9 protein-coding genes and 2 tRNA genes are annotated in these 12,979 nt (G+C 52.1%); 8 read left to right on the forward strand and 3 right to left on the reverse strand.

Features of this window, described 5'->3' with window-relative positions; genetic code table 11:
• Positions 1 to 180: 180 nt before the first annotated feature.
• The 3 genes from JK223_RS14475 to nagE form a co-directional block, all read right to left on the reverse strand.
• Positions 181 to 1,575 (reverse strand): OprD family outer membrane porin, encoded by a 1,395-nt coding sequence (locus JK223_RS14475; protein ID WP_212714870.1) that lies wholly within the window; start codon positions 1,573 to 1,575, stop codon positions 181 to 183.
• A 319-nt stretch (positions 1,576 to 1,894) separates the two neighbouring features.
• A complete protein-coding gene (glnS, locus tag JK223_RS14480) occupies positions 1,895 to 3,562 on the reverse strand; it encodes a glutamine--tRNA ligase (protein ID WP_212714871.1) in 1,668 nt (555 codons plus the stop codon).
• 151 nt (positions 3,563 to 3,713) lie between these two features.
• Positions 3,714 to 5,750, reverse strand: a complete 2,037-nt coding sequence (gene nagE / locus JK223_RS14485) for an N-acetylglucosamine-specific PTS transporter subunit IIBC (RefSeq protein WP_212714880.1) — start codon at positions 5,748 to 5,750, stop codon at positions 3,714 to 3,716.
• A gap of 335 nt (positions 5,751 to 6,085) precedes the next feature.
• On the opposite strand from nagE, the gene nagB reads away from it, so the two are divergent.
• The 8 genes from nagB to JK223_RS14525 form a co-directional block, all read left to right on the forward strand.
• On the forward strand, positions 6,086 to 6,886 hold the full coding sequence (nagB, locus tag JK223_RS14490) for a glucosamine-6-phosphate deaminase (RefSeq protein WP_212714872.1): 801 nt from the start codon (positions 6,086 to 6,088) through the stop codon (positions 6,884 to 6,886).
• A 58-nt stretch (positions 6,887 to 6,944) separates the two neighbouring features.
• On the forward strand, positions 6,945 to 8,093 hold the full coding sequence (gene nagA / locus JK223_RS14495; RefSeq protein ID WP_212714873.1) for an N-acetylglucosamine-6-phosphate deacetylase: 1,149 nt from the start codon (positions 6,945 to 6,947) through the stop codon (positions 8,091 to 8,093).
• A 7-nt stretch (positions 8,094 to 8,100) separates the two neighbouring features.
• A complete protein-coding gene (locus tag JK223_RS14500) occupies positions 8,101 to 9,321 on the forward strand; it encodes an ROK family protein (protein ID WP_212714874.1) in 1,221 nt (406 codons plus the stop codon).
• Between the two features lie 34 nt (positions 9,322 to 9,355).
• Entirely contained in the window at positions 9,356 to 10,108 is a 753-nt protein-coding gene (locus JK223_RS14505) for an HAD-IIA family hydrolase (protein ID WP_212714875.1), read from the forward strand.
• A gap of 353 nt (positions 10,109 to 10,461) precedes the next feature.
• Complete coding sequence (gene asnB, locus JK223_RS14510; protein ID WP_212714876.1) at positions 10,462 to 12,126, forward strand: asparagine synthase B; 1,665 nt, start codon at positions 10,462 to 10,464, stop codon at positions 12,124 to 12,126.
• 331 nt (positions 12,127 to 12,457) lie between these two features.
• Positions 12,458 to 12,534, forward strand: a tRNA-Met gene (locus tag JK223_RS14515).
• Positions 12,535 to 12,541: 7 nt separating this feature from the next.
• Positions 12,542 to 12,616 (forward strand) — tRNA-Gln (locus JK223_RS14520).
• Positions 12,617 to 12,708: 92 nt separating this feature from the next.
• A partial coding sequence (locus JK223_RS14525) for a helix-turn-helix domain-containing protein (RefSeq protein WP_212714877.1) occupies positions 12,709 to 12,979 on the forward strand: 271 nt, incomplete at its 3' end.

The raw sequence follows: 12,979 nt of genomic DNA on the forward strand, positions 1-12,979 counted from the left end.
GTGTTCTCTTGTTGCCACTCCGCCCGCGGGCTTACGGCCGGAAAAGGCTCGCTATTCTCCGGCAGAGTGTCGTCTGCACTGACTGAAAACTGCCTGCCTCAGCCGTTGAAATAAATCCCTTTACTCTCATAATGATAGAAAACAGATGCCCTCCTGAGCCGGTACATTCTCACCCCTTCACTATTTCAGTGTAAAAGGCACACCCATCAGAAATTTAATGTCTTTTTCATCCTGGAATATATTTCCGTAGCCTCCGGCCCCGGTGGGAATATCGGAATGATTGTGATAACGGGTAAAATGTAATTTAAAGAACGTGCCTTTTGCCCGTCCTTCCTGCACGGTATACATTCCTTCAAGACTCCACGCCGATTCCCGCAGGCGATTGCCGGCACGATACCAGTGGTCAGGCGAGTCATTGACCGAAGAAGGTCTGGCATCCCAGCCATAGACGAAAGAGGCACCGACAGTCAGGTCGGGTAACTTAAGGTGCGCTAAATCATACATTCCGCTAATGAACACCGCTTTCTCACCGTGAGCATTAAAATCAGAACGGTTATCCCACCAGATATCCAGCCGGCCATTCGATGACGCATAAGTGGGTGTCATTCGCTGTAAGAAATAACCCTGCCGTCCCGCTGCACTAACCTGTGTCGCTTCAACCCGCCAGCTAACCGGCCCGCAGCGATACGCCAGGGTGATCGCCTGCAACCAGGCCATTCCCTGATACAACGGGTTAGCGGCATCCTGCGAATGCTGATGTTTTGCCCCGTAAAACTGGTAGGAAGCTGTCAGTGGTGACCCCGCCAGATCGACCGTATAACGGGTTTTAGCCATGTACTGATTAAGATAATCTTTTGCCTGTCCCATCGCGCTTTCAACGACCAGGCCATTGCTGAAATCATACTCTGCTCCCAGAGAGTGCAGATAAGCAATACGGCTATTCCTGTCATTTTTGTAAAAACGATCCATTTTCAGATGCCAGGGCGCCTTATAACGGTCCGTCCACATGTAGGATAATTTCAGATTCCCTGCCCCGGTATTCTGCGGAGAAAACAGGACCTCTGCCCCCCGGTAAGTACCAGGCAGCAGGCTCCAGTGAGGGGCCAGTAAGCTTTGTCCTTGCGGCTGAAGGTAGCCTGCATGCAGCGTAAACGGACGATATTGCAGGGTGGCGAAAGCCTTATACAGGCTGATACCGCTTTTATCCCCTGCCCATGCTTCAGAATACGCCCGGTCAGAGGAGGAAAAAGCAATTTCATTGGGATGTGCGCTGGCGGAGGATTCCAGCATTTCTATGGCCGTGAATGCCGCGATATCTGCGCTGAAAATCCCGGCCACCGTGCCGGAAGAAAAATCGAGCTGCCCGTTCCAGGTACCGTGCGAAAGGTTAGTCTGATATTGACCTTGCCCCGGTGCTTTACGGTCCCTTTCCCGTTGCCAGTAATAAATATCACCGGTCAGCGCGCTGTCTTCAAAAAAACCTCCGGCATAACTTTCCGGAGAGAGTGAAATAAAACTGCAGGACAGCAAAATACATAACCTGCGCGCCCTGTCACCCGGATATCCTTTATCCATAGGAGGGGTTTCTTCCTGATAATCACGTCCGTTGTATTATCTGATGCGTCTGCGGAACAGCAGCAATAATCTCAGCGTCTGCTGATCATTATTGCTTCGGCGTCAATGCAGAGTATTTTTCGCGACGAAAATTATCAACAATTTTTAAAAGCAGATCAGTGTTCTATGATTAGCTTCACAAAAAGAAATTCAGGGAAGGAGTGGCGATAAACGGCAGGACCGGCAGATAATGCCAAAGCGGGATGCCGGAGGATTCGGCCTTATTTTCAGATAAAAAAAAAAACGCCACCGGGGTGGCGTTTTCCTGCGTGATGGCGACTCAGACCCCGGCTTTTTCCCAGGTATCCCGCAGCCCGACGGTGCGGTTGAAAACCAGCTTCTCCGGACCGGAATAAACGCTGTCGGCACAGAAGTAACCTTCACGTTCAAACTGATACGGGAAAGAGGCCTCTGCATTTTGCAGGCTCTGTTCCACGTAACCGTGACGGATATTCAGTGAGTCCGGGTTGATTGTCGACAGAAAATCCTCTTCGGCCCCCGGGTTAGGCACGCTGAACAGACGATCGTACAGACGGAATTCCGCCGGTAAACCGGCACTGACAGAGACCCAATGGATAACACCTTTTACTTTACGGCCATCGGCAGGGTCTTTGCTCAGCGTGTCTGTATCACACTGACAATAGATAGTGGTGATGTTACCGTCTTCGTCTTTCTCTGCGCGTTCGGCTTTAATCACATACGCATTACGCAGACGTACTTCCTTACCGGTCACCAGACGTTTGTAGTGTTTATTCGCTTCTTCGCGGAAGTCAGCACGATCGATCCACACTTCACGGCTGAAAGTCACCTCACGGGTGCCCATTTCCGGACGGTTAGGATGATTCGGCATGGTAATGACTTCACTGTGACCTTCCGGCAGGTTCTCAATCACTACGCGGACCGGATCCAGCACCGCCATGGCACGCGGCGCATTTTCGTTCAGGTCATCACGAATACAGGATTCCAGTGAGGCCATCTCCACGATATTGTCCTGTTTGGTTACCCCGATACGACGGCAGAACTCACGAACAGACGCGGCCGTGTAACCCCGACGACGCAGACCTGACACGGTCAGCATACGCGGGTCATCCCAGCTTTCGACGATATTTTCTGCCACCAGCTGTGTCAGTTTACGCTTGGACATCACCGCGTATTCCAGATTCAGACGCGAGAACTCGTACTGACGCGGGTGGACCTCAATGGAAATATTATCCAGCACCCAGTCGTACAAACGACGGTTGTCCTGGAATTCCAGTGTACAGAGTGAATGCGTAATCCCTTCCAGCGCATCGGAAATGCAGTGAGTAAAGTCGTACATCGGGTAGATGCACCACTGATTACCGGTCTGATGGTGTTCGGCAAATTTGATCCGATACAGTACCGGGTCACGCATTACCATAAAGCTGGACGCCATATCGATTTTCGCACGCAGGCAGGCGGTGCCTTCGGCAAATCCGCCGTCACGCATTTTCCGGAACAGCGCCAGGTTTTCTTCCGGGCTGCGGTCACGGTATGGGCTGTTTTTACCCGCAGAAGTCAGCGACCCCCGATATTCACGGATTTGTTCCGGGGTCAGCTCATCAACGTAAGCCAGTCCCTTCTGAATCAGTTCAACGGCATACTGATACAGTTTTTCAAAATAATCTGACGAATAATGGATCTGGTCATCCCACTGGTATCCCAGCCATTGCACATCACGTTTGATTGACTCGACAAATTCAACATCTTCTTTGACCGGGTTAGTATCATCAAAACGTAAATTGCACTTTCCCTGATAATCCTGCGCGATGCCGAAATTCAGGCAGATAGATTTCGCATGGCCAATATGCAGGTAGCCGTTCGGCTCAGGTGGAAAACGCGTATGCACAGTGTTGTGCTTACCGCTCGCCAGGTCTTCGTCAATAATCTGACGAATAAAGTTAGTTGGGCGGGCTTCTGCCTCACTCATCTCAATATCCTCAGTACGTATATCAGGGCAGGTCACCCGTTAAGTTACCGGATATGATCCACAAAGCAGCGTCGGGAAACAACCGTTTGTTGATAAACAACAACAAAAAAAGGCAGGAATCACTTCCTGCCTTCGGTCTCCGGGAACGGGATTACCCTTTTATTTCATACAGCGGTGTTTCACCCGCCACCACCTGACCTGTCGCCAGGAGGTTCAGGCCCTGGTAATCCTCACTATTACTGACCACCACCGGGCTTATCATCGAACGGGCATGCTGTCGCAGATATTCAATATCCATCTTCAATACCGGCTGACCGGCAGTGACCACATCGCCCTCATTGACCAACGCGGTAAATCCTTCGCCCTGCAACGACACCGTATCCAGCCCCATATGGACGATGATTTCCGCGCCTTCGGCAGATTCGAGGCAGAAAGCATGACGGGTTGCAAAAATTTTCACCAGGGTACCGGCCAGCGGGGCCACGACCGTGTCGCCGGTAGGATGAATCGCCACGCCCTCCCCGACCGTTCCGGAGGCAAATGCCTCATCCGGCACCGCGTCGAGCGCAATCACTTCACCGCTGACCGGAGCGACCAGTCTCGCTACCACAGAGGCGGCGGGTTTGTCCGTATTGCGTACCGCCATTTCCGGTCCGGCCACCTTAACGGGACGGCCGGGCGTCGCAGCCGCCGGTACCGGCCCTTTCGCCAGCACGGTTTTCATCGCACTGGCGATGCTTTCCGCACGGGTACCGACCACTATCTGAATGCTCTGCTTATTCAGACGGATGACCCCTGCCGCACCGAGTTGTTTTGCCAGTTGATCATTCACTTTACCGGCATCCCCGACCCCAAGGCGCAGGCGGGTAATACAGGCATCAATGTTGGTCAGGTTCTCTGAGCCGCCGGCCGCACCGATATAGCGACGGGCCAGGGTCTGCGTTTCTGACTCATCGCCGGCAGAGAGATTAACATCCTCATCATAGCCGTCGGACTCATCACCGCTGACGGCCAGTTCCCGGCCGGGCGTTTTCAGGTCAAACTTCAGAATAGTGAACCGGAAGACCAGATAGTAAATAACAAAGAACACCAGCCCCTGCGGGATCAGCATATACCAGTGAGTGGCCAGCGGGTTACGGGTCGATAACACCAGGTCAACCAGCCCGGCACTGAAACCAAACCCGGCTATCCAGTGCATATGCGCCGCGATAAACACAGAGAGGCCGGTTAATACCGCATGAATAACAAATAAGACCGGCGCCACGAACATAAAGGAGAATTCCAGCGGCTCCGTGATCCCGGTAAAGAACGCCGCAAAGGCTGCTGCCAGCATAATGCCGCCGACTTTGGCGCGGTTTTCCGGCCGGGCGCAACGCCATATTGCCAGTGCGGCTCCCGGCAGACCAAACATCATGACCGGGAAGAACCCGGCCTGGTAACGACCGGTGATGCCGACAATGCCGGTACCATCGGCGATAGACTGAGCGCCGCCGAGGAAGTTAGGGATATCGTTGATACCGGCAACATCAAACCAGAATACCGAATTCAGGGCATGATGCAGACCGACCGGGATCAACAGGCGGTTAAAGAAGGCATAAATCCCCGCCCCCACCGCGCCCATTTTCTGTATATGTTCGCCAAAGGAGACCAGGCCGCCAAAGATCACCGGCCAGACATACATCAGTATAAAAGCGACCAGAATCATCAGAAAAGAGACGAGGATCGGCACCAGTCGTCGGCCACTAAAGAAAGAAAGGGCCTTCGGGAGTTCCACATGGCTGAAGCGGTTATACACTTCGGCGGAAAGCACACCGACCAGAATACCGACGAACTGGTTGTTGATCTTGCCGAAGGCCGCGGGAACACTGGCGACCGGGATTTTCTGAATCAGCGCCACGGCCGCCGGTGAACACAGGGTCGTTACCACCAGGAAACCGACAAAACCGGTTAATGCGGCGGCCCCGTCTTTGTCTTTCGACATACCGTAGGCGACCCCGATCGCGAACAATACCGACATATTGTCGATGATCGCCGAACCGGATTTTATCAGTAACGCCGCCAGGGCATTTCCGGCACCCCAGGCTTCAGGATCCAGCCAGTAACCCACCCCCATCAGGATGGCGGCCGCCGGGAGTGTCGCGACCGGCACCATCAGTGCCCGTCCCACCCGTTGCATATAACTTAATATATTCACTACTTCCCCCTAATAAACCGGCTGTTTATGTCGTATGCCTGCAGAGCGCACCGCCTGAACAGGCAGAAAAACATTCGCTCCGGGACCTGCAACTGAGTGTATGAAGATTTTAATTCGCTTCGCAAATTAATTCCTGGCAAAGCATGATACAAGTCAACATAAATTACTTTGCAATCGCCGTGCCACTGGCAGCCTGACGTGACTTATTTTATTATCCGAATTATCGTTACAGCCAGAGCGACCCGGTGCTATTGTGTCAGATGTTTGTCATCTCTTAACCGGCACCCTCGTATTGTTAACTGATTTCACTCACTTCATTGAGGCCATGCATGAGACTTATCCCGCTGGACACGTCTGCCGGAGTCGCACTCTGGGCAGCACGTTATATTACCCAAAGAATTAATGACTTTCAGCCGGACGCAGATCGCCCGTTTGTACTGGGGTTACCCACCGGAGGCACCCCCTTACAAACGTACAAGGCATTGATTGAAATGCACCAGCGCGGGGAGGTCAGTTTTAAGCATGTGGTCACCTTTAATATGGACGAATATGTCGGATTAGCCAGGCAACATCCGGAAAGTTATCATAGCTTTATGCACCGTAACTTCTTCGACCATATCGATATCCCGGCGGAAAACATCCATTTACTGGACGGTAATGCCCCCGATATTGAGGCAGAATGCCGCCGTTATGAAGAAAAAATCCGTCAGTACGGAAAAATACATCTCTTTATGGGCGGGGTCGGTAATGACGGGCATATTGCGTTTAACGAACCCGCCTCCTCTCTGGCGTCACGGACCCGTATCAAGACGCTGACCTTGGAAACCCGGATGGCGAATTCCCGCTTTTTTAATAATGATGTCAGCCAGGTCCCTAAATATGCCCTGACGGTAGGCGTCGGCACATTACTGGATGCGGAAGAGATCATGATTCTGGTCACCGGCCAGGTGAAAGCCTTAGCACTGCAGGCCGCCGTAGAGGGGAATGTTAATCATCTCTGGACCATCAGTTGCCTGCAGTTACATGAAAGAGCCATCATCGTATGCGATGCTCCGTCCACGCAGGAACTGAAAGTGAAGACACTGAATTACTTCCGTGAAATGGAAGCCGAAAATATTCATAATATTTAACCTGATTTGTAACACAGGTAGCGCCGGAAGCGGTGGCGTTATCCCGGGAGACCCTTGAATGTATGCATTAGTGAACGGCCGGATTTATACCGGATTTCAGGTACTGGACAACCATGCCCTGGTGGTGAGCAACGGACGGATTGAACAGATCTGCCCGGCTGATGCCCTGCCCGATCATATCCCGCAAACCGATGTGGCGGGCGCGAATATTTCAGCCGGCTTTATCGATTTGCAACTGAATGGTTGCGGGGGAGTGCAGTTCAATGATCAGCTGTCGGCCCTGAGCCTCAGCACACTGGAAACGATGCAACGGGCAAATGAAAAATCCGGGTGTACCAGTTTTTTACCGACGCTTATCACCAGCAGCGATGAGATGATATTCAAAGCCGTCGACACCCTGAGAGAGTGGCTGTCACACCATCAGCATCAGGCCCTGGGGCTGCATATTGAAGGCCCCTGGCTCAATCCGGTGAAGAAAGGCACCCATGACGCCGCGCTGGTTCGCCCCTGTTCAGCCTCATTGCTGAAGTTTATCTGTGATAATGCCGACGTTATCTCACAGGTGACCCTGGCCCCGGAAAAAGTCAGTGCCGAAGATATTCAGGCATTATGTGAGGCCGGGATTGTCGTCTCTGCCGGCCATTCGGATGCCACCTATGACGAGGCGATGGCCGGTTTCAACGCGGGCATCAGCAGTGCAACCCATCTCTATAATGCCATGCCGGCGTTTTCCGGCCGCGGCCCCGGGCTTATCGGGGCAATTTTCGACTCACCGGAAATCTGGTGCGGGGTGATAGCCGATGGCCTGCATGTGCATTATGCCAATATCCGTAATGCGAAAAAAATAAAAGGCGAAAAACTGATTCTGGTGACGGATGCCACCGCACCGGCGGGGGCAGAGATCGAACAGTTCATTTTTGCCGGTAAAACAATATACTATCGTGACGGCTTATGTGTGGATGAAAACGGCACCCTGAGTGGGTCATCACTGACCATGATCGAAGCTGTGCGCAACAGTGTTGAGCACCTCGGGATTTCACTGGAGGAAACCCTGCGTATGGCAACACTCTATCCCGCCAGAGCGATAGGCGTCGAAAAGCAACTGGGATCACTGCAGCGAGGTAAAGTCGCTAATCTGACGGTTTTCACGCGTGACTTTAACATATTAAAAACTTACGTTAATGGTAACGAGGTTTTCAGCGGGTAAGCATTAAATGGGCACGGGCAGACAGACGCAAATTGGCAATATTGATCTGGTAAAACAGTTAAACAGCGCGGCGGTTTACCGCCTGATCGATCAGGAGGGACCCATTTCCCGCATACAGATTGCGGAAATCAGTCAGCTTGCGCCTGCCAGTGTCACTAAAATCACCCGGCAACTGATTGAGCGCGGCCTGATCAAAGAAGTTGAACAACAGGCTTCCACCGGCGGACGCCGCGCCATCTCGATCGTGACCGAGAATCACGGTTTCCATACCATCGCTATCCGTCTTGGGCGCAAAGATACCACGCTGGCATTGTTCGACCTGGGCGGGACCCTGCTGACCGAAAAACATTACCCCATCCCCGATGACAGCGTTCCGGCGCTGGAACAGGCCCTGTTTGCTGTGACAGAGACCTTTATTGCCGAATGTGCGCCGGTTTTACAGGAACTGATTGCCATCTCTGTCATTTTACCCGGGCTGGTGGATCCGGTGCAGGGTATCGTCCGTTTTATGCCACACCTCGGTGATACCGCCTGGCCGCTGGTCAGAAACCTGAAGGCGCGTTTTAATACCGCCTGTTTTGTCGGCCATGATATCCGCAGCCTGGCCCTGGCTGAGCACTATTTTGGTGCAAGCCGCGACTGTGCGGACTCTGTTCTGGTGCGTATTCATCGCGGCACCGGGGCCGGGATCATCGTCAATGGCAGTATCTTCCTTGGCAGTAACGGTAACGTAGGTGAAATCGGCCACGTACAGGTGGATCCATTAGGGGACCGCTGTTATTGCGGTAATTTCGGTTGCCTGGAAACGATAGCGTCCAACACCGCTATCATTCAGCGGGCAAAATCGTTACTGGCACAAGGCTATCAGAGTGAATTAACCGCCAGTACGTGCACGATAACGGAGATCTGTACTGCCGCGAACCAGAGCGACCTGCTGGCACAGCATCTGATAAAAGACGTCGGCTACCATCTGGGTAAAGCGCTGGCGATGATGATCAACTTATTTAATCCGCAAAAAATAGTGCTGGCCGGTGAAATAACCGCAGCAGAAAACATCCTGTTTCCGGTCATCCAGCGCTGTATCGATACGCAGGTATTAAATGATTTTCGCCGTAATTTACCTGTTGTACGATCACAACTGGACAATCGTTCCGCCATCGGTGCTTTTGCGCTGGCTAAACGCGCAATGCTGAACGGCCTTTTACTTCAGCACCTGCTGGGCGAGTGACCCGATTTTATTTTCATTGACCCGGACTGACCTGATGACCCTTAAAAATGTAATCTGCGATATTGATGGGGTATTGATGCACGATAATACCCCTGTCAAAGGTGCCAAAGAGTTTTTACATGGCCTGCTGGAAAAAGACGTACCGCTGGTGGTCCTGACCAACTATCCGTCCCAGACAGAGCAGGACCTGGCCAACCGCTTTTCGTCCGCTGGCATTACCCTGCCGGATTCGGTCTTTTATACCTCCGCCATGGCAACAGCCGATTTCCTGCGCCGGCAGGAAGGCAAGAAAGCCTATGTGATTGGCGAAGGTGCGCTGATCCATGAACTTTATAAAGCCGGTTTCACCATTACCGATATTAATCCTGACTTTGTTATCGTCGGGGAGACCCGCTCGTTCAACTGGGAGATGATGCATAAAGCGGCATTCTTTGTGGCTAACGGGGCCCGTTTTATCGCGACCAACCCGGACTCTCACGCCCGTGGCTATGTCCCGGCCTGCGGGGCTTTGTGTGCCGGCATTGAGAAGATCACCTCCCGGCGCCCGTTTGTGGTCGGCAAGCCAAGCCCTTACATTATGCGGGCGGCGCTGAATAAGATGCATGCCCATTCCGAGGAAACGGTCATCATCGGTGATAACCTGCGCACCGATATCCTGGCAGGCTTCCAGGCCGGGCTGAAAACCATCCTGGTACTCTCCGGCGTTTCCAGTGCCGATGATGTCGATGTAATGCCTTTCCGGCCTGACTGGATTTATCCGTCTGTCGCCGATATCGATCTCTTCTGACTCCGATCTTTTTCTGATGTTTCCGCCCGGCAGTGACGGGCAGAGGTGACTCACCCTGCCCCTTGCTGCTGCGGTGATCTGATGATTTCAGCCCGCCTTTTACCGTCTGCCGGAATGTCTTAAAAATAACCGGAAATGCAAATTCATTGGATATCATCTAAAATAATGCCTGTTTTTTTAGATGATATTTAATATCTGAGCCTCAGGATCAACTATTTCCCCTTCAGGTACTAAATGACTTGCCAACAGGATGTGAAATAGCGCATTTTCTTATACATCGCGCCGGAACAGGCTGCACTCAGATAATAAGTTTGTGTCAATAACATTACCGTATATGGACTTAGGAGTAGATTATGTGTTCGATTTTTGGTGTTCTGGATCTGAAAACAGATCCCGTTGAATTGCGTAAGAAAGCGCTGGAATTATCCCGTCTGATGCGTCACCGTGGTCCGGACTGGTCCGGAGTTTACGCCGACGATCATGCGATCCTGGCACACGAACGCTTATCAATTGTCGACGTCAATAACGGAGCACAGCCGCTGTACAATGCCGACAAAACTCACGTACTGGCGGTCAACGGTGAAATCTATAACCACCAGCAACTGCGCGAAGAATTAAGCGATCGTTACGCGTTCCAGACCGGTTCTGACTGTGAAGTGATCCTTGCGCTTTATCAGGAAAAAGGCGTGGATTTCCTGGATGACCTGCAGGGGATGTTTGCTTTTATTCTCTACGATAAAGAGAAGAACAGCTGGCTGATTGGCCGTGACCATATCGGGATTATTCCTTTATATATCGGTTATGACGAACACGGTAACCTGTTTGCCGCCTCAGAGATGAAAGCACTGGTGCCGGTCTGCCGTACCATCAGCGAATTCCCGCCGGGCAGCTATATGTCCAGCCTCGACGGTGAAATCCGTCAGTATTACCAGCGCGACTGGATGGAATATGACAATGTTGCCGCTAACGTCACCGACGCCACAGCCCTGAAAGATGCGCTGGAAGAGTCCGTGAAAAGCCACCTGATGTCAGATGTCCCTTACGGGGTTCTGCTCTCCGGCGGTCTGGATTCCTCCATTATCTCGGCAATCACTAAACGTTTTGCCGCGAAACGGATTGAAGATAAAGATAAAAGTGATGCCTGGTGGCCACAGCTGCACTCCTTTGCGGTCGGCCTGAAAGGTGCGCCGGACCTGAAAGCCGCAAAAGAAGTGGCTGACGCGCTCGGCACCGTGCACCACGAAATTAACTTTACGGTTCAGGAAGGTCTGGATGCTATCCGCGATGTGATTTATCACATCGAAACCTATGATGTCACCACTATCCGTGCCTCGACCCCGATGTATCTGATGTCCCGTAAAATTAAAGCGATGGGCATTAAAATGGTGCTGTCAGGCGAAGGCGCTGACGAAGTCTTTGGCGGATACCTGTATTTCCATAAAGCGCCAAACGCGAAAGAATTCCATGAAGAAAACGTGCGTAAGCTCGCCGCACTGCATATGTATGACTGCGCAAGGGCCAACAAAGCCATGTCAGCCTGGGGTGTGGAAGCACGCGTACCCTTCCTGGACAAAAAGTTCCTGGATGTAGCGATGCGTATCAACCCGGAAGATAAAATGTGTGGCAGCAACGGTAAAATGGAAAAACACATCCTGCGTGAATGTTTCTCCTCTTACCTGCCTCACAGCGTTGCATGGCGTCAGAAAGAACAGTTCTCTGACGGCGTCGGTTACAGCTGGATCGATAGTCTGAAAGAAGTGGCGGCGGCTCAGGTCACCGATCAGCAACTGGAAATGGCGCACTTCCGTTTCCCGCACAATACGCCGACCTCGAAAGAAGCGTATCTGTACCGTGAGATCTTTGAAGAGTTGTTCCCGGTACCGACCGCTGCCGAATGCGTTCCCGGTGGCCCGTCTGTTGCCTGTTCTTCAGCAAAAGCCATTGAATGGGATGAAGCTTTCAAAAGTATGGATGACCCGTCAGGCCGTGCCGTAGGCGTCCATCAGTCTGCCTATTAAGTTAGTCCTCGTCCCCCTGAAAAAAGACCGTTAATAAACGGTCTTTTTTTTATTCGTGCATGTGTTTTTTTGCACTGTTCAGTGCTGCACGCTCTCCGTTGACTGGCTGCAACATATTGAATCATGGTGACGTTCCGGCCCGTACTGCTGTGCCGCCGGCCCTGATTGCATAAAGCGGCACCACAAAACGAACAACTATTAACCATAATGGTTATTCACCAGACAAACGGCCCTTTTACGGCAAAAAACGTCAAAAAATTTGTTGACGATCAGGGGCCAACTCCGCATAATGCGCCCCGCAACGCCGTTGAAGGTCACGCGAAAAAAACATGGCTACGTAGCTCAGTTGGTTAGAGCACATCACTCATAATGATGGGGTCACAGGTTCGAATCCCGTCGTAGCCACCAAACAAATTGGGGTGTCGCCAAGCGGTAAGGCACTGGTTTCTGATACCAGCATTCCGGGGTTCGAATCCCTGCACCCCAGCCAATTTTGAAAGCTCACTTCGGTGGGCTTTTTTCTTTTCTGTGACCCGTCCTGAATAGTGTTGACACGTTCCAGACTTAAATCCGGAGAACGTGATGATGACTGAGTTCAAACGCACCCAACGCGATTATCCTCTATCCTTTAAAATAGCCGTCGTTGAGCAGGTCGAAAAAGGCGAGATGACCTATAAACAGGCCCAGCAGCGATATGGCATTCAGGGGCGCTCCACCGTACTTGTCTGGCTGCGCAAATATGGCCTGCTTGACTGGAGACCCGGACTTCCTGACCAGGTGAAGAGGAAACTGCCTATGGCTCAGACAACTATCCCGCTTACACCCGAGCAAAGAATCAGGGAACTTGAAGAAC

This window comes from Tatumella sp. JGM118 (assembly GCF_018257515.1).
Taxonomy (GTDB): Bacteria; Pseudomonadota; Gammaproteobacteria; order Enterobacterales; family Enterobacteriaceae; genus Tatumella; species Tatumella terrea.